This window comes from Candidatus Bathyarchaeia archaeon (assembly GCA_038873195.1).
In the GTDB taxonomy this organism is placed as follows: Archaea; Thermoproteota; Bathyarchaeia; order Bathyarchaeales; family Bathycorpusculaceae; genus DSLH01.
This window is the reverse complement of sequence record JAVZEV010000001.1, coordinates 685,370-704,379: the sequence shown is the minus strand read 5'-3', so window position 1 is coordinate 704,379 and position 19,010 is coordinate 685,370. Positions and strand designations below refer to the sequence as shown.

Annotated in this window: 13 protein-coding genes; all 13 read right to left on the bottom strand. The window is 42.1% G+C overall.

The features are described 5' to 3' along the window. Positions 1–21 precede the first annotated feature (21 nt). Entirely contained in the window at positions 22–1,299 is a 1,278-nt protein-coding gene (locus tag QXW63_03925) for a sugar phosphate nucleotidyltransferase (GenBank protein ID MEM3461041.1), read from the bottom strand. Further along, positions 1,296–2,663 carry a phosphoglucosamine mutase gene (glmM, locus tag QXW63_03920; GenBank protein ID MEM3461040.1) on the bottom strand — a complete coding sequence of 456 codons (1,368 nt, stop codon included), beginning with the start codon at positions 2,661–2,663 and terminating at the stop codon, positions 1,296–1,298. Before glmM ends, QXW63_03925 begins: the two co-directional genes overlap by 4 nt. A 63-nt stretch (positions 2,664–2,726) precedes the next feature. Beyond that, on the bottom strand, positions 2,727–3,875 hold the full coding sequence (locus QXW63_03915) for a carbohydrate kinase family protein (protein MEM3461039.1): 1,149 nt from the start codon (positions 3,873–3,875) through the stop codon (positions 2,727–2,729). Positions 3,876–3,889: 14 nt separating this feature from the next. After that, entirely contained in the window at positions 3,890–4,690 is an 801-nt protein-coding gene (locus tag QXW63_03910) for an A24 family peptidase C-terminal domain-containing protein (protein MEM3461038.1), read from the bottom strand. A gap of 141 nt (positions 4,691–4,831) precedes the next feature. Beyond that, a complete protein-coding gene (locus QXW63_03905; GenBank protein ID MEM3461037.1) occupies positions 4,832–5,293 on the bottom strand; it encodes an archaellin/type IV pilin N-terminal domain-containing protein in 462 nt (153 codons plus the stop codon). Positions 5,294–5,396: 103 nt separating this feature from the next. Beyond that, the gene (locus QXW63_03900; GenBank protein MEM3461036.1) at positions 5,397–8,942 is read right to left on the bottom strand and encodes a hypothetical protein; all 3,546 of its coding nucleotides are present in this window, start codon (positions 8,940–8,942) and stop codon (positions 5,397–5,399) included. Further along, positions 8,943–10,247, bottom strand: a complete 1,305-nt coding sequence (locus QXW63_03895; GenBank protein MEM3461035.1) for a hypothetical protein — start codon at positions 10,245–10,247, stop codon at positions 8,943–8,945. 1 nt (position 10,248) lies between these two features. Further along, the gene (locus QXW63_03890) at positions 10,249–11,475 is read right to left on the bottom strand and encodes a hypothetical protein (protein MEM3461034.1); all 1,227 of its coding nucleotides are present in this window, start codon (positions 11,473–11,475) and stop codon (positions 10,249–10,251) included. A gap of 14 nt (positions 11,476–11,489) precedes the next feature. Further along, entirely contained in the window at positions 11,490–11,972 is a 483-nt protein-coding gene (locus QXW63_03885) for a hypothetical protein (GenBank protein ID MEM3461033.1), read from the bottom strand. A 22-nt stretch (positions 11,973–11,994) separates the two neighbouring features. Beyond that, positions 11,995–12,852 carry a hypothetical protein gene (locus QXW63_03880; GenBank protein ID MEM3461032.1) on the bottom strand — a complete coding sequence of 286 codons (858 nt, stop codon included), beginning with the start codon at positions 12,850–12,852 and terminating at the stop codon, positions 11,995–11,997. A 13-nt stretch (positions 12,853–12,865) separates the two neighbouring features. Next, complete coding sequence (locus tag QXW63_03875) at positions 12,866–14,560, bottom strand: type II secretion system F family protein (protein MEM3461031.1); 1,695 nt, start codon at positions 14,558–14,560, stop codon at positions 12,866–12,868. Next, a complete protein-coding gene (locus QXW63_03870) occupies positions 14,538–16,166 on the bottom strand; it encodes a type II/IV secretion system ATPase subunit (GenBank protein ID MEM3461030.1) in 1,629 nt (542 codons plus the stop codon). The genes QXW63_03875 and QXW63_03870 overlap by 23 nt, the downstream gene beginning before the upstream one ends. A gap of 78 nt (positions 16,167–16,244) precedes the next feature. Continuing rightward, a complete protein-coding gene (locus QXW63_03865; protein MEM3461029.1) occupies positions 16,245–18,968 on the bottom strand; it encodes a right-handed parallel beta-helix repeat-containing protein in 2,724 nt (907 codons plus the stop codon). Positions 18,969–19,010 lie beyond the last annotated feature (42 nt).

The window sequence follows — 19,010 nt, the reverse complement described above, 5'->3', positions numbered from 1 at the left end:
CAGAGACTAAAAAATAACCCATCAAGAATTCAATTTCCCTTCTTCAACTTCCTGCTTTAACAACACAACCGCATTAGCCTTCACGTCACGACTAACCACAACGTTTGGGCCAATCCAACTGTTACATCCCACTTTCACACCCGGCATGAAAAGCGCATTTATCCCAGTCTTCACATTATCACCCAAAACCGCACCAAGCTTCGTCCTCCCACTATCCACAACCTTATCCTTAACCACCATCTTCACAGTTCCAGCATCAAACCTATAATTCGCCGTAACCGTGCCAGCCCCCAAATTACACTTCTCACCCAAAATGCTATCGCCAACATAAGACAAATGCCCAACATGCACGCCATCCATAAGGATACTATTCTTTATCTCACAAGCATTCCCAATTCGAACCTTTTTACCAATACTAGTATACGGACGAATGTAACAGTTAGGTCCAACATCACTCTCCTCATCAATAAACACCGGCCCCTCAACATAAGCTCCAGAACGTATCCGCGCAGTTTCCGCAACACTAACAGGACCAACCAAATGCGCGCCGCTTTCCACAATCCCACAAACCTTATGCTCCCTTCGCATCAACGCCCAACGATTCGCCTCAAGCAAATCCCAAGGTCTACCAATATCAATCCAATCCTCCCTCGAAATCTTAACAGCCAAAACCGTCTTATCCTTAGCCAAAAGCGAAACCGCATCCGTCACTTCCAACTCGCCTCTAACCGATTTCGATGTCGCCTTCAACTTTTCAAAAATTTCAGTTGAAAACACATAAATGCCCGCATTCACCAAGTTTGTTGGCGCTTCACCGCGGTTTGGCTTCTCTACTATACGCTTAACAGTTTTCTCGTTCTCAAGCTCTACTACACCATAATTCTCCGGATTCTCAACTGGAACCACAGCCATCGTTGCCGCAGGTTTTTCTTCCCTATGCAGATTAGCAACGTTCTTCACAGCTTCTGCAGAAAACAGCAAGTCACCATAAACCAGCAGAAAATCCTCCTCCACATAAGGCTCAGCAACACTCACAGCATCACCTGTACCGAGCACGCCCTTCTGTTCAACATAATCGATTTTTAACCCAAACCTTTTGCCATCACCAAAAAATTCGCGAATCGCATTCCCCATATAATGAACAACAATTAAAACCTCGTCAACCCCGCAACTTTTCACAGCGCTTAAACAATGTCCCAATATCGTTTTTCCGCCAACCTTTATCAAATGCTTCGGTCTAGTCGACGTGATTGGTTGAAGCCTAACTCCTTCTCCAGCAGCCAAAACCACCGCTTTCACTTTCCCATCTCCTCAACAAGTTTCCTAACAAACACCACACTCTTACCCATTATCTCTTTTGCCGCTTTTAATGATTCACCCTCAACCGTCAACCTAATAAGCGGTTCAGTACCAGAAGCCCTAACCAAAACCCACCCATCCTCGAAAGCCAAACGCACACCATCAACCATAGATGATTCCACAAACTTTGGAAAAACAGTCTTCAATCCCTTCTCAACCTTCTCCATAACCTTAAGTTTCACACTATTCTCACAGTGAACATTTTCTCTAAGCGTCACAAATTTAGGCGTCTCAGCAACAAATTCCGAAAGCCCTCCACCCTTTTCTTCCAACGCCTCAAGCAGCAACACAGAAGAAAGTATCCCATCTGGACAATAATGGATTTGAGGATGAATCCATGCTCCACAAGGTTCTCCACCAAAAACCGCCTTATGCCGCTTAATTGCCTCCGCAACATAAACATCACCAACCCTTGTCCTAACAACCTTCCCACGATGCGCCTCAACCATTTTCTCAACACACATAGACGCCTCAACATTCGTCACCACAACTCCGCCCTTTTCTTTAGCCACCACGTATGCAGCATACGCAGCTAAAATACGGTCAAAATCCACAAAACTGCCTTTCTCATCAATAAAACTCACCCTATCACCATCACCATCATAGGCTATCCCAACATCAGCACTAAATTCTCGAACAATCCTAGCCAAAGGCCTTAAAACCTCAGCATTTGGTTCAGGACTTCTGGCAGAGAAGAACCCATCAGCATGTGCATTGACAGCAGTTACTTTGCATCCTAACCTTTCAAAAATTAAAGGTGCAAGGCTATATGTGGCGCCGCATCCAGGGTCAACTATCACGTGCCATTTTTTGCGCAATTTAACACTTTTCTTTATCATTTCAATGTATAACGCGCTTTTGTCAACAGACTCGACTTCACCAACATCACGCCAATCCACAAACCTAAAACGTCCACTCTCAATAATTCCTTCAATCGCGTCCTGTTCCTTTTCGCCATAAGCCACGCTATCGCTACCAAAAATTTTAACACCATTATACTGTGGCGGATTATGCGATGCAGTAATCATCACACTTGCATCCGCATTCAATTGCTTCGTCAAAAACGCCAAAACAGAAGTCGGCACAACTCCCAAACAACTAACATCCGCTCCTCCAGCCAACAAACCCGAAACCAACGCATTCTCAATCATCAAACCCGAAACTCTAGTATCACGCGCCACAAGCACTTTTTTCGCTTTACAAAAAGTCGCCACAGCCAAACCCACTTTAACCGCCAAAATAGGCGTTAAATCAACATTCACTAAACCCCGCACACCGGAACTACCAAACAGCTTTGACTTCAATCTTTCCCAGCATCCCTAAATGGGCTAATTCACCTTTATGGTTTAAATAAATTTAGGCATTTGCTATAGAGCCATTTTCCGCTTAAACTTTCTAAGAAATTTTATCAGCTTTTCTCTCGTGGGATGCGTACCATTCTGGCTTGAAATGTAATAGGCTGCAACTGCATTAGCCAGCAACAAACGACAACCATCCGAAAGCCCGCAAGCATCTCCCACAATGTTTCCCGCATTCCAAGCATCACCCGCACCAGTCACTCTCAAAACTGGAACCTTGAAAGCAGGAACAACTGTTCCGCCTTTTTTGGTAAATGTTGCCGAAAAGCTCGTCGTGTGCAAGTCAATCCGCACAGATAAGTGCAATCTCAAGATTTTAGCGGCTTCCTTCGCCAATTCGTCAAATTTCAAGCGTTTTTCAGTCTTTCTCAGTTCACCACTCACTTGAAATGCATAACACACTGCTTCGTTCTCATTTACGCTCAAAATATCCAAAAATCTGCTCTGCAAAACTTTCCGCGTCAATTCAGAAACTTTTCCTTTGTTAGGAGTTGGGTCAGCCGTGTCACAGTAAGTCTTGCCTTTCCCCTTTGTTTTAACGTGTCTAAAAACGGTTTCAGCCAATTCTGTTCCAAAACGCCTAGTCCCAGCCCAGTTAAAAACACACGCGTAATCAGCCTTCTCAATTGCTTCAAAATCTGCGCTATTTAGATTATCTGGTCCAAAATCAGCAAGCGAACCAACATCTCTGAGCATAACATTGGCTCTTCCTTTTTCGGTTTTGAATTCCAAAGCGGTTGTTATTGATGGCTTTTCAAGAATCTTTACATGAGAAAGATTAACCCTGTTGGATTTAAGGTAAAATTTGATAAACTCTAGTCCTAATTTACTCGTGCAGACTATTGGAGTAACCTTCGCACCTAAAGTAGCCAAAGCTGATGCTGTATTAATCGCGTTTCCGCCTCTAAACTCTACTTGCTCAATACCATCTATGCTTCCGCCTTTTCGTTTAACCACATCCATGAGAGTGTCGCAGAAACTCTCTGCATCAAAATTTATACTCAAAAAACGGTCAAGGAAAAAGTCAGGCATAACAACCACGTTAAATTCTCGAATTCCGTTTTTCAAGAAATCTAACAGTTCTTCAAGAAAACCAGAATACACGCCTTGCTTCACCTTTAAGCAAAGTAACCAGCGAATCCAGATAACATTTTTCATAAATTCTTATGGCTTTACCCAAGCAGGAAGCGAATGCAAACCCAAATAATATCGCCAAAAAACAAGGCAACAATTAAACCTGCAGTAATGAAAATGAGCATTGGAAGACCAGGAGTTGCCCAAACGCCGTTTTCAATTTTCCCAGCGTCCACAGCCTTAGCCAACCGTTCAACTATGGCGTTTCTTTCTTCATCCTTAGGAATGATGACCAATTTCTGTTTGAAAGTTTCTTCCTCCACATCTTCCAAAGGATACAAATGCCATTTCTGCTTTAACTTATCAATAGACACCTTGTAACCAGTTATCAAAACCAAAATTTTCCTCCCCAAAGATTCACTCTCATAACCTTTCCCAAAAAGTTCTTTTCCAGTTCTCCAGCGCCAAAACACATTACGCAAAAGAATATAAACTGCCGCAGCCGCCGCAAACAAGACAGCGTTACTGAAAACACTTATTGGAAAAAGCATTTGCGAAATTGGCGAATTCTGCCCCGATAATGGAGCGAACAACTTTTCCGGATAAAAGGGCAACGCAAGCGCTAGGCACATCAAAGCCTTCGCGTCAGCACCTCCAAAACCTCCTGAATAGAAAAGGATTATTGCGAAGGCTGATGTCAAACCGAAACTTAAGCCATAAAAGGGCAGTTGAGACTGCTCAAAAAGAATCAGCTCCATAAATGTTAATGCAAACGCTGGAGGCGCAAACAGTATCCACACACTGTTGCTTACTTCGCGAGTTTTATAATCAGAAAAAGAAGCATATGCTAGAAATGCGAGAGCAAGCGAAGTTCTTGCTAAGGCAAGTATTGACTGCAAATCCGCGCACCACTCAACAACGACGAGCTTTCTATTTTAACGATTGCCTATAATAACTGTTAGGCTGCTTTAATGAAAAATTAGGTTTCGTTGCAATAAAAGCTTAGACATTCTAAGATAGAAATTATTGAAAATTTGGAATTAGGGTGCTTGTTCTGGAAATGGTAGTTCGTGTCCTGTTTCCGTGACTATTTTGAAGTAATAGTAGTTTCCAGATGTCCAGTCGTTTGCTACGTCGTTTGGCCAAGACAATGTTATTGTGGCTACTGACTTTGCGTTGAGCATGATTCCCATGCCAATGTTCGTATATGCCGTCACGTTAACAAGGTTAGCCTGCGCTGTTCCCAAGTAAAGCCTCACTATCTTAGTGTTGCCAGTTCCAGAATTGCCTATGGTTATGTAAGTCTTTTTTTCAGTTGAATTCCAGTAAATATTCTCTTTGTACAACGTTACGCCCGCTTGTTGTCCAGCACTACTTACGTAAGTCATTATCCATGCATATGTAACAACTATAGCTGCAACGGCAATAACAATCAGCAATAACGTAGCCAATATTGGTGATATGGCTTTTTTAGATTTTAACACGTTATTCTTTGTTAACATAGCATCTCCCTTTTGCTGTTTAGGAAATCCTCAGATTTCTTATTTAACTTGTATGAATCTGAAATCTGCATTCTAAATAACTCGAGGATTGAGCAGTGCAAACCTAACCCTCCGTTGTAACCGTAACTGTTGGTGGATACTCGACAATTATCCACAAGCCGTTTTCTCCACTATAAATTGGCGTGGTTCCGTCAAATGTAACAACGGCACCATGCCATGTGACATCTAATGCGTATGTAAATGCAACTTGAGCCATCGATGTTACTGGAGCTAATTCAATAGCTCTTTCAGTGGCATTAGAAACTCTGAGAGCGCCTGTTTTGTCTCCTGCAATAGCATCAAAAACGTAGAGCATTTCATTCGCCATCTCAGTGAACATTATTCCTGCACCTCTATTTCCGGAGATGAATTGGCTCCAATGGTGTTCCCAAGTGGAACTTGAGGCATTATAGAATAGACCGGTCGCTTCCGAGACTACAGGAAATCCACCTACGGCTCCATTTTCAGTTTGTGGTGTACCTATTGTAGTGGTTAATTTGAGTGGGCACAAGTCTGTGATGGTTCTGGCTTGTTGCGAATCTACAAACATTAGTCTCAACTGGTAAGTATAGTAGGATGCGTTAGCTGGCAAAGTTATTACTACATGGGCGTACAGATTCGGGCAGTTATTAGCTCCACCGCTCCACTCAGATTCCTGATGCACTATGTCCCTTACTATGCCATGGTGAATTACGTACGCTGGGCTTGCTCCGTAAACGCTCCATTCGTTGTTGATGCGCATGAATCTAGTAGTGGAAGTTACGCTTCCTGTAGTTGATGTTAAGGTGAATCCACCACCGAATTGAAGTGTCAATATGCCATTTGTCAGCGTTTCTGCAGAAGGATTATCTCCAATGAAGTATCTGTTTGTGTATGCATAAGCTGTTTGGTTAACATTGTCACCTCCTTCCCACCAAACAGTGATTTTGGAAACTTTGCTGGTTACGAGAAAAACCAACATGTTCCTGTTGTTAAAAACGCTCGCATTATTAGTCAATCCTAACGGTATGCGATATTCTGAAGCCCAATCTTCAATTTGGAACGGAACCTCTGTATCTACACCATCTATAGTTTGGTTCACCCGAATAGCCTTCACAGGTATAGGCGGAATAGGTTTAGCCTGTGTTGACAACTGCAAATTCTGGCCGAGCCATCTCATCGTGCCATTTTGCAACAACTCAACAACAACCGTCGCATTTTGCAAAGAAGCGTACAAATCTGGAGATGGCCAAACTTTCAGAATTGTTGCGTCTATCCTCCAACTGTCTTGAATAGAATCCAAGCTTTCGGTAGCGCCCTTAAATCTTATAGTAAACACTGAAGCGTCTAGGTAAGGAATAACTGAAACGTTGTTCCATCCATTTACGAGATTTGGGAAAAGATTCTGCCATGAGCCGCCATACCAAACATCCACTCGCAAGTTTTCTGTAGCGTTCATAGTGTCAACGTAGATGGCAAGCTCCTCTGTTGTTCCGTTATAGTAAACATTTGTCCATTGAACTTCCAAGTCAAGTTCATAGTTATCTCCTCCAAATGCCACATAAATTACCTGTCTTCCAGAAGCTTCCACATTGCTCCAGCTTAACCTGAATCCGGTTGACAGGAATGAAACAAAATCTGCTGAGCCTCGTAAAGTAAAACTGTTCAATGCTGTTCTGTCTCTCCATTGAATAATTTTTGTGTTTAACGTTTCCATTTCATTGTCTGAATCTTGCAAGTTATCTGGGTCTTCAAACCATGTTGCGCCTCTGTCAGTCGCGGTTGTTGCTGCGCCTAAAGATAATTCAGCGTTTGAACCTATTGCAGTTGATGAGCGTCCTTGTGTTGTCAGCATTATCGCTGCTGGTTGAAAACCGAGAGTTGCGATGTCTTGTGCTCCTGTGGAAGTTGGTGAATTGAAACTTCCTACATCGTAGTTGCCACCTTTTAATGCAAGATAAAAGATTGGAGTTATGGCTGCTGGCGCGTCAATTTTGTTAACTCTGAAACCGTCGGCTAAAAATTGGCTGAAATCAACAATCGCGTCTTGACTGCCGGATGTTGGGTCTAGAAGAAGTATGCACGAGTCTGCTCTTTGTTGTTGCCATGTGTCTGTTCTTGTTCTACCATCCTCCGAAACAGCAACTACTGCAGCTCTCTTTGTTGGGGATGCAGCGAATCCTATGCCTACCTCAGCGTGTGAGGTGCTTGTGTCCACTGCTTCTGTATAAGTCCAAAGGAACATTGCAAAATTCGGCTGAAAGCCGACACCTGTTATGTCTTGTGTCCCAGATGCTGTCGATAAGTTAAATGAGCCTGCTTTCGCGTAGATTAAGTCTTCTCCGCCTAAAGCTAAATAGTGTATTATATCCGCTCTATTCTCGTTTATTTGCCAGTTTAAGGAAAATCCGTCCGCATTAAAACTCGTTATGCTGGCTAAAGCCGAGGCAGTTGGTTCTCCTGAAGACAAAATTATTATTGAATATGTTTCAGACCTGTATCTTCCGGCATTTGAGTCTGCTAGTCCATCGTCTGAGGCAAATGCAACCCCGCGATTTTGATATAGCCCGCTATAATTAGTCGCGAATCCGTAGCCTACACGAATAGAGGATAATTCGCCAAATGAAGTTTGCCTTGTCCACCATAAGATAACCACTTTTGGTGTGAAACCGACACCAGTGACTGTCTGTGCTCCAGTTGTTGTAGCTTTTGTGAAAGTTCCTTTTTTAGCTAGGTAATTCTTGCTGGTCTTTCCTTCCGTTAGAGTGTCGAAAACTCCGTCAAAAGATTGTTGAGCTTGAAAGCTACTATGCGATCCTTTGTCTTCTGAGGAGTCTACATCCGACGTGTTGTTATCCACGTAATTTTGCGATGAGGATTGAGCAGAGCTCCACGATAATGTAATCGTATAGTGGCTGAATGTGGAAGCAACAACAATTATTCCCCTCGAATCTTTAACTTGAATAACATAAGATTGAGGATCTATCCCTGATGGAATATCTACCAAATATGTGCCATTTGCGAAGGCTATAGGCTCTCCGCTTGGCTCAACTAGTGACCATGACGAATTTGTTTCCCAATAACGGTAAAACTTGAAGTTTTGTTTTCCAAGATTTATAAGTGGCTCACTTCCATCTTTGGTTATCTCTAAACAAGCTTCATTGTCCGCTGTTGTGTTCATGACTTTCACATCTAATCTGCTTGATGTTTCATAGGATACCCCGTAAATTCCGAGACCAGTAAGATTGTATGTTATTACGAGTTCTCCTGTGCTGTAGCTGGTATTTGTGAACCAGTAGGCGTAGAGCTGTGATCTGGTTACGTTGAATGATGTTCCCCATTCTGGGTGCATGTTTCCCATGTTTTCTAATCCGCTCTGAAGATAGTTTAGGGCAAGTGTCTTCGCGTAAGAAGAGTTTCCTGTAACCTGCAGGACAGAGCCATAATAGCCTATTGTGAAGCCTAGAATTTGTTTCAAGGCAAGGTTTGTTTCGTCTATTGCACTTTGGACTTGCGGCTGATCTCGAATTGGACTGTTGCGTATTGTAGAGTAAGTGATTACGACGGTTGTTATGAGGATAATTGCGACGAGCAAGGCAGCGATTATTGAAAATTGGCCTTTATTATTCAATTACACACCTCCAACAAGCCCAAGCTGCAAAACCACAAGTCTAGAAGTCCCATAAGCTGTATACTCAGATCGGTAAAGTCTAGGTTTATAACCGCACAAGAGACCAAGCGCTGTAAGTCTAATATCCGGGGTTCTTGTTAAACCCAAAGCTAGAAAAGAACCTGAGACATTGTTCTTGAAAAAAGCGCCTGCAATCCAGTTGTCTACTTGATTGAATATGTAGGATGTTACCGTTAAATGGTAAGTATTCAGTATTGATGAGGGAAGTGCTCTTGTGGCTGTTTGATATGGAGAAGGATAAATACCATAATAATTGCAATAGTATAAGGCTTCGTTGGAAAGGTAGACAACTCCAGGGCTTCCCGTGATCCAGCCTGAATTATATACGTAGTTTTGATTGTCTATGCCTTGAAGGAACGCTGTTAATCCTGCTGGTCCAACATACTCCATTCCATATATGCCCCATGTGTTTTGTTCGTCTGGAAATAATGCAGTATTACTGACATAGTAGAGTGGGTAGCCTACTATGCTGACCCATGTCCAATTGTACTGGCGCACTCTTAATCCCAACGTATGGCAATATCTGGCGTAAGAACTGTGTGCTGCGTCATATCCAACGTCCGAACTTGCATAGTATCCTGCGGGTATCGGTACAGCTTCTCCAAAAGTGTTTATAACCACGGCGTTTTGTAAGACTTCGTTTTGAAGCGCTGTGCCATTTAGTATCTGTGCAAGTTGTGCCGTGTTTTGAATCATTATTGTGATTTGGAAATATGGCGAGAGAAGGTTGTATAAGTCTTCTGCGAGGCTTTGGGCTGTGTATCCAGTGATCCACCATCCATTGGCATCACTGCAATTCAATATATATAGAGTTCCTCCGCCGCCTTGCTCTCCAATTTTCTCTGGGACAACATTGAAAGTCACATTAGAAGAAGCAACCAGATAAGAGGAAGCTTCCGAATCTATTCCAAGGCTTTCAGCATTAGAGATTGATTTAAGAGGGCTATAAAGTATAGCGCCATCGCTTGAGACTTCGTAAACTGTCAGGTTATAAACAATATTAGGAGGTAACGTTGCTGCGAGGGCTACTTGTAGTTTGCTCCAAGACAAGTCATCAGTTAGTTTGAACACGATCTCGCTTAAGTCGTAATCTCTATCTAACGTTTGAAGAGTTGTTAATGCGAGTCTTCTTAAATTGAGGGGCGAGACTTCTCGTGGCTGTGGCAATACGGCGAAAAAGGAGGAGATTATGAAGGCTGCGGTGATTATGATTATTACGAGTAAAACTTCAATTGTTCGCATCATTTTACTTAATCACCTGATAACCTTCAAGGCTCCACAAAGCCAAGGTCGCTTGATAAGCAATGTCGTTAACTATTACTTGACGTATATCTGTGGCTACCCATTCCTTTCCTGAAGGGTCTTCTCCAAATACCACTGGAAAAGCCATGGCACTTATTCCCCAAGGCATCATGATAACGCCTCCTTCTACAGCACTTTTTCTGTAAGTGATAACCAAAATACCTGGGTTATGAGTTGGAATAGTAACATTCTTATATGGTTGTCCTTCGCCATAATTCACCTTGCCAATCTTATCCGCACCTAATGGTACTTCACGCAGAGTGAAATCTTCTGCCAATAAAACAAAAGTTGCATTGTAAGCGACTTCTGCCACTGGCGGTCCAAAATACTGCACATCATAACTGTGAGCAATAATCACTCTACCTTCCGCGATGTTATCGACAAATGGCACTACATATTGTCCACTGGAACTTACACGTTGATGATATCCAACTCCAATAAGTCCACTTAACTGGGCATACGCGATTAAAGCATATGAAGTGTCTTCTTTTGTAATCTCTGAAAACTCTAACAATGTCGAACCCTTTTCATCAGTATAAACAGTGCCATACGTTGTTTTATAGGATGGAAATGACCCTTCTCCTCCTGCGAGTTCAACCGTGAGAAAGCAGTAGCTTACTGCAGCATTTGCGAGAGGAAACCCTCTCCCAGTGACATTAACCGCTATTCTCAATGGATTTTTAGATCGGATTTCCGAAATTGAAAGAGTTACGATTGGCGTTATAGTTAATTGGAAGCCGTATGTACCATTTAATCCAAGGAGTCTGGATGCGGTTGAATAGTTAATAGCCTCACTGAATGATGTTAGCAAGAAGTTTCCGAAACCCATTGTTATGTTACTGTACCATTGACCAGTTTTTGGGTAATATACTGGCGTTCCAACAGAAGAAATCAATCGCATAAGCGAGAATGCACTAAGTCTGTACTGTGTAAATTCTGGATCTTGAAGTCCAAAGCCAGTCGGAGTAACATTAGTTTGTCCCCAATTAGACGGTATGCCTGGGCTCAGTAACATGTTGTCAAGCAGGTCACTGCATTTCATTGCGAGGCTTCTGTGCCGTTGATATAGTGCTGCTGTTTGCAGAATTTGGTTAAATAGACTAATGAAAATTAGTATCGCCGCTAGAAAGGCAACGACGGAAACGAGGTGGTCTATTGTTGAACCTGCCATTGTTTATTTCTCCCTCATCCTCCAAAAGATAGAGAGATTGTTCCATTCTCAAACTTCTCAGCCACTATGCAAGTGTTGGCTGAGTTGCTCACGAAAGTGGAATTTTTCCATAAAGCATTTTGACCTAGAATAACGCGTGTTGTTGCTGTAATTCCAGTGTTTTCTAGTTTGAAGGTTATGTCCAAAATTTTGCTCGCATTCTGGGTTTCGTCTACTACCGTTTTCAGTGTTGCGCTTCCCGTATATGGGTTATTCTCTATATATAATGGAACATCTGGTTTTTGCGTTACAGAACCAGCTAATATTGTCTCGTGGCTTAACGAGAAATACATTTGCTGCATTATACTACCTAAATGGCTAGCTGCTTCTTGAAGAGCTAGACTTCTTCGCGAATCCACCCATGTGCTCATGAGCCAGCTTGCTGTAATTGGAAATAGGAAAATCTGTAATATTAAAACTGGAACCAAGATGACGTATTCGATAGTTATATGAGGCATTCATATTTCCTCCTTGACATCATTATGGGTAGAGCCCTAACGATGTAGTCACCTCTCCAGTGTAAAACTCAACAACAGAACCATCCATTACGTCAATTTCTTCCACTGTGCTTCGAAAGTTGAAGAAACTCTCGTTAAATCCTAAACTTTGTTTTAGGAAAGAAACTTCTATTCTAACCGAGTTAATGCTGCCCTCTGTTTTAACAGCAACATTCTTTCCCATGAGTGTAACGGTTTGTGAAAGGTAAGAATGGTTCCCAGAATTGAGTATGGGCAAGTAAAATTTTGCATAATTAATCGTTTCTCCTCCTGTGAAAATTGTTGAATTCAACATTCTGATTGATGGGGCGACAACTATTCTTATGAAACTTCCATCATTCATCGCTAACTTTTCAACAACAAAAATGTGATTTACCGGCGCGGATGTTCCCTTCTGAAGAAAAGAGTTATCTAAGGGAAAAATACGTTCGTGATAATTGTCTCCAATTGAATATCTGTTTATAGGCATTTTGAATAGGATGACGCCGGTAGTGTAATTTGCTAAGTAAACATACCCCGCACCTTTGTTTACATAGACAGTGTAATTCAAAACTGCGGTTTCAAAGTATATCTGTCCATATTTGCTTGCGTAACGAACTGTTTGCGTACGTCCTGGCATCCACGCCACATCGTCTATATCCAAACCTACTGTTTGCATGAACTGTTTCATCGCGGCAAACTCGTTCTCCGCTATTCGTCCATTCAAGTAGTTGTTTGCAAAAACAACCGCTACAAGAACCAACAACACAACAGCGCTTGTTATTATAACTGCAGAAATTGCTGGGCTAACCGCTCTTTTATCTTTTCTTATCTTGTTAAGGTGAATATTTTTTATTTTCATTTTTCTCCCTTTTTTAACCCATTAACATTGGGGTCAACTTTGCCGCCAACACAGCAATTATTACCAGAACAGAGGCGTGTTTGAAACCGGCAGCAATTGATTCTTCACTGATTTTACCCGCAACCAAACCGATAAGGTAGCTGTGGAAAATGCTTGAAGTAACGAAAATCGTTATTGTCGGACCTAGATTTGCTGCTTTCGAACCTCCTGCAACTCCCAGAGTTGCTGGCATTATACCAATCATCATTGTCGTCGTCGCTACTAGCAGAATTGCAGCAAAATAGGGCATTAATACGTAGGGGCGAACAGCCATTCGCTTTTCTTTATCAACTTCTTGAGTAAGATTGTTAAACCTAGCTATGGATTCAATCATGGCTATCGTTCCGCCACCCACATCTATCGTTTCGACAAGTAAGAACATGATGACTTGAGTCATCCAACTTTTGACTCGCTTGACAAAATCAAGTATCACTTTCCTAATTGGGACTCCCCAAGAGATTTCTGAACTTATCTTACGTAGTTCTTTGCTGAATTCGCCATAATCCCTGTGAGCAAGGCTTTCGATGCATTTTTCTGGTGATAGTCCAGTTTTTCTGACTTCTGTTAAGTCTCTCAGGAAGCTGTTTATGCCTTGTTCCATGCTGGATTTTTTCTTTGATAATCTACTGTGTACGACTGCTGCTGGCGCGGTTGCAATGAATAAGGCTATGGAGATTGCTATGGGCAAGTCTACCATTGTTTGAATAGGTTTTAGGAATGGGACTTCTATGAATCCCAAGAAATTTGTGAGTAGCATCAGTAGCACTATTGCTATTGCGCTGCAGATTCCGAAGACCTTGTAGGGGCGTGTTTCTACAACTGGCGTTTTGGGCTGCATACTATGCGCTAAGTAAATGAAAACCATTGACAACATAGGCGTGAACAAGTAAGTGTATAGAATTATGCCAGAAGAACTTGATATGCCTGCACTATAGAATGATTCTACGCTGAACAGTATGTAGAAGCATAGAGACATCAAAACCATTACGATTATGAAGGTCTCTAAGAGCATTCCAAGCCTTTCAGCTGCAGCCTTAACGCGCATAGCTCTTGTTTTGAAAATATCCTCGGCTTTTCTCTCAAGAAAATGTCCAATGTCGCCACCTATAATAACCGTTGATGCATAGCCTGAAAGAAAATCCTTAAACACATCTAACGGGTTTTTCTTTGCTGCATTCTCTATAGCAGTGAGTGGGTCTATTCCGAAAATCTCCACATCCTTCAAGATTTCTCTTGCTTCGCTTCTCATTGAAGGCATTAGCTCAACTTCTGCAAGCCGTTTAAAGCTTGTGTAAGGAGCGATGCCTCCTGAAGCCATGACGCTGATGTACGAGGCTGCGAAGGGCATTTCTCTCTCGAGGTTGCTTGCCCTATCACTTGCTTTTGACATGGGTATTAACAGAAAACCTATCATGACATAGAATGGAAGTGGAACTAAGAATATTATTGGTAAAAATCCATAGAAGTAAAGGAGCAGTATTGATATTATACTGACGGGAAGTGTAAGCACAGCAATAAAAAACATCATTGAAACGTAGGTTTCTGGGTAAATCTTGATTTTCGCCCTTTCCAAATAGCCCTTAAATTCGAAGACATTCTTCAGGAAGGAAGGCGCTAGTCTACCGAAGATGCGAAAAGACCAAGCTTCAAGGGTTTTTAGCAGCGACAACTACTTTAACCTCCTCCCCCGCAAGAACTTTCTCGTAAATCTGTTTTGGTCTAGCGTAGTATTCTGCTATGATTGCGGCTACGTCTTTGTAGCTGCGTATGTTACGTTCTCGCATCCAGTGAAGAACGTCTTTGCGTCTATTCAATTCCTCTATCAATTCTTTCTTGGTAATGCCTATCCGCTCAGAAATTTTCGTTAGCATTAAGCTTTTGTCAAATGAAGATACATACACGTCTTTGGTTGGGTTCCACTTTAACGCAGATCTGTAGTCTTCGTAATCTGCGATTTCGTTCACATCCATTACACGCCTATACGCTTTCTTCTCGGAGCCTTTCACTAAGTGAACTCTTTGAACCGATAACACAATATTCATTAATGGAATGTAGGCAGGTGAAATGTCCATTGGTTTTTGCGTCAAACGTTTCACCGCTGAATCCAAGTTTTCAGCGTGCATCGTGCACATGCCACCGTGGCCTGTGGCTAAAGCTTGGAAAAGCACGTAGGCTTCTTGACCTCTAACCTCGCCTACGATTAGTATGTCAGGACGGTGTCTCATCGAAGTTTTTACGAGGTCAAAGAGTGTTACTTCACCAACGCTGGTTCCGCCTAAGCCGTAGCTCTGTCTTGCTATGAGTGAGACCCAGTTTTCATGGGGCAGATTGAGTTCTGCTGTTTCTTCTATAGTTATTATTTTACTTCCTGGTTTGATGAGGCAGGCGAGAGCGTTTAATGCCGTTGTTTTTCCTGCTGCTGTGCCACCTAAAACCATTATTGAGGCTCTGTTTTCAAGGCATAGCCAGAAATAGGCTGCCATTTCTTCGGAGAATGTGCCCAGGTTTATTAGGTCTATTATTGAGTAGGGGTCTTCTCTGAATTTTCTGATGGTGAATGCTGTTCCGAATGGCGTAACTTCACGCCTATAGCACACTGCCAATCTATGTTTACCCGGCAGTGAGGCATCTACTATTGGAAAGGCTGAACTTACATGTTTTCCAGCCATGTGTACCAGTTTTACAACTACGTTGTCAAGCTCTTCATCGTTTTCAAATTCAAGGTTAGTTTCAATGCTTTCGTAGTTTCTATGCCAAATATAGACTGGTTTGCCTACTCCGTCGCATGAAATGTCTTCAATATTGGGGTCTCGCATTAATGGGTCGATTCTGCCGAAACCTACAAGGTCTCTTTCTGCGTGATATAGAATTTTGTACCATGAAACGTCTGGTAACCATCCTAAGCTTATGCGGTATTTATCAACAATTTTCTTGGCTTCTTCTGCGAAAAATTTTCTCGGGTCTAAGATTTCCTCTTTTGGTGATTCAATTTCTGCGAGTAATATTTCCAAGATGCGGTTGTAGACGTTTCTTTCTAGAGGGTCTAGCTGTAACTCGTCTAGTATGTATTTGTGTTCGCCTGTTTTTGGGTTTTGCACTATAGCGACATGAGCGAACGGCTCATAAAGTGGATATTTATCAACAACCTTGAACCCTCTGGGAACAGGTTTTGGCGGCGGTGGTGGAATTGCTACTTGTTGACGTTTTCCTACATTGAATCGGATTTTCACTTTTTTCAGTTTGGCTAGTGTTTCTTTGACTCGGAACTTCGCCATTGTTTTTTCTCCTATTCTACTATTATTGATATGTCCAGATTATTAAATATTACGTCTCACGATATATTACTGTACGCGTCACGTCTCCTCCTCATGGGAAATCACGATGATCTTCAGCTTAATCAGAACAACCACTATGATCACTATCACTACTGGAATTAGAATCAGAAGCAATGTCCACAACCATCCCCCATCACCTGATGGGGCGGCTTTTAACACAGTTATTGTTGTTTGGCTTTCTCCGGGTATGTATCCTTCTTTGACTACGTTAGCTGTTAGGGTTACGTTGAGATTTGAAGATGTTATTGGGGCGTTAAAAGTGAATACGCAAGCGCCTGTTGAATCAGTAGTTTGTGTGATTATCTCAAAGCTTCCATCTGTGGAGGACATTGTAACTGTTGCGCCGGCAACAGAAGTGCCATCTTCATTACATACCGCAATGACAGTAACCATTGCAGTTTTTCCAGACTCGACTGACGGAGCAACTATCAAAATATTAAACGTTCTGGGATTTATCGTTATTTCCAATTGGCTTTCTGTTCCCGCGTATCCAGTCGCTGTGGCATAGGCTGTAATTATAATGTTGGTTTGTTCGCTCACCGGCGGTGCAGTGTAAAAGAATGTTACATTACCGTAATTGTCTGTCAATTCTGAGCTTGTTGAGAAATATCCGCCGTCAGCTGTTATGGTAACATTTGCTCCAGAAACAGGATTCGCGTCGTATTCAACGTGAACTGTGACGTTTAGCTTTGCTTCTGATATTGTTGTAGCATTAGGCGCGGCTGTAATTTCAACTGCAAGCACTTTTGGTTCTACAGTTATTGTTGTGTATCCTATTCCGCTCATGTATCTGTCTTTTGTCGCGACTGCCGTTATGTCCACATTGAGCAGAGTTGTTGTTTGAGGAGCCGTGAAGACGGCTGAAAGGATTCCGTTTAGGTTTGTTGTTCCGGTTTGTGGAGAAAGGCTTTCTCGGTTAGATGACAATGTTACGCTTGCATTGGCAACGGGTTCTCCGTTACTTTCAACGTAAATTGTGATTTGCGATGTTTCTTCTGATTTAATAATTTGTGGGTTAGCAGTTATTTGAACTGAGAGGAATGGTGAAACTTGCAAATATTCATAATCTGAGCCGTCAGCGTATTGAATTCCATTTTTTGTGGCTCTCGCCACGATTCTGACGCTGGTTCTTTCAGTTACATCTGGTGCTGTGAAGTTTGTGATAAAATAGCCGGTAGTGTTTGTTGAACCGCTCGATTGGGAGAAGTTGCCTTCTTTAAATGAAAGCATTGTTACGCTTGCGCCTTGGACTGGAGCGGTTCCGTTAGTCACGTAGACTGTGACAGAAATTTGTTCTCCTTCGCTTACAGAAGAGTTGCTCAATTCGAGGTTAACGTGTAATTGTGGTGTTGTTGAAGAGATAACGGTTATTGTTACAAAAGCGACATTGCTTAAAGCGCCATAGTCATCAATTACTCTGAGGTTTGCAAGATAGATTCCCTCAGCTGAATATTTGTGCGAGAAAATCGATAGTGTGGTCCAGCCGCTATTGCTGCCGTCTCCAAAATCGAAAAGATACTTGTCAACTCTCCCGTCTGGATCGTAAGAGTTTGTGCCGAAAAACATAACATCGGCGTTTCTGGGAACCCAAAGTTTGTCTGCTGCGAGGTTTGCTGTTGGACGCTGATTAATTACGCCAAATGGTTTTGTTGAGAAGAATATAAAATCTAAGTTAACGCCGTTACCGCCTACTTTGTTGCCTCTTCCAGTCGGGTTTAACGTTTCATGGTATGGGCCGTTTGAGGCACCCCAATAATTATATTCTGCAATTACAGTTGCGTCGTTTTCAATGGTCATGCCGTAATCGGCGTTGTCGTATATGTCGTTCCATTTTGCGATATGGTTTCCTGAGTCATATAAGAATCCAATTCCGTTGTAAGAAATGGAGTTATTAGTTATTTGCGTGCTTTGGCTTGTGGAGATGTGAAAGCCTCTGTGGTTTGATGCTATGCTGTTATTGATTATTGTGATGTTGCTGTGTGTACTGGCATCGATTCTTATTCCACTTTGCGTGTTTGCCGAGATTATGTTCTGGCTTATGTGCACGTTTGATGCGTCGCTACCTGTTAAGAGTATTCCGTTACCGTTTGCTAGTAGGGAGTTGTTTTGTATGGTTACTTGGCCATTTCCAGTGAGGTATATGCCATTTTCGGAGTTCTGTGTTATCTGGTTGTTTATGATTGTTGAATCGCAGTCTAGTATGTTAACTCCATTTTGACTGCCAAAACTGATTACACTGTTCTTGAACGTTAACTTTCCATTTACGGCTGTGATTGCGTTTTGGCAATTGCTAAAAACGCAGTTTTCAATTTCGGCATCACTGTTCACTACGCCTATGGCATTTTTGGCATAAGATATGTGGCAGTTAACTAACACGGACTTTCCGGTTCCTGTGAACAAAATTGAGCTCCAATCTTCGTTTGTTGGTTGTTCTTTATTAGACGTGAAAACTATCATGTTGCCAGTGCCATTTGCATACAGTCTTCCTGAAACGTTTATCCAAAAATCTCCTCCAAACCTTACTTCTACGCCTGGTTCTATTGTTAATGTGGCGTTTGAATAAACCGTGATGTTGTTTGATACTATAAATGGGCTGTCAACTAAAGTCCAGGTAGTGTCTTGTGTGATGTTTCCCTCTACATAAGTGGCATTGACAAAAGAAACAAAATTGCTACCAATAAAACTGAAAATGTTAAGAGTTATGGCTAACAGAATAACTAATACGGTTGATTGTTTTTTCATGTTCATTCATCCGCTAGGTTAGTTAGGCTTACAGTATCCCTC

Excerpts from the sequence above, each read along its gene's own strand:
- QXW63_03865 (MEM3461029.1), bottom strand. The coding sequence starts at position 18,968 with ATGAAAAAACAATCAACCGTATTAGTTATTCTGTTAGCCATAACTCTT.
- QXW63_03905 (MEM3461037.1), bottom strand. The coding sequence starts at position 5,293 with ATGTTAACAAAGAATAACGTGTTAAAATCTAAAAAAGCCATATCACCA.
- QXW63_03885 (MEM3461033.1), bottom strand. The coding sequence starts at position 11,972 with ATGCCTCATATAACTATCGAATACGTCATCTTGGTTCCAGTTTTAATA.
- QXW63_03890 (MEM3461034.1), bottom strand. The coding sequence starts at position 11,475 with ATGGCAGGTTCAACAATAGACCACCTCGTTTCCGTCGTTGCCTTTCTA.
- QXW63_03870 (MEM3461030.1), bottom strand. The coding sequence starts at position 16,166 with ATGGCGAAGTTCCGAGTCAAAGAAACACTAGCCAAACTGAAAAAAGTG.
- QXW63_03915 (MEM3461039.1), bottom strand. The coding sequence starts at position 3,875 with ATGAAAAATGTTATCTGGATTCGCTGGTTACTTTGCTTAAAGGTGAAG.
- QXW63_03880 (MEM3461032.1), bottom strand. The coding sequence starts at position 12,852 with ATGAAAATAAAAAATATTCACCTTAACAAGATAAGAAAAGATAAAAGA.
- QXW63_03895 (MEM3461035.1), bottom strand. The coding sequence starts at position 10,247 with ATGATGCGAACAATTGAAGTTTTACTCGTAATAATCATAATCACCGCA.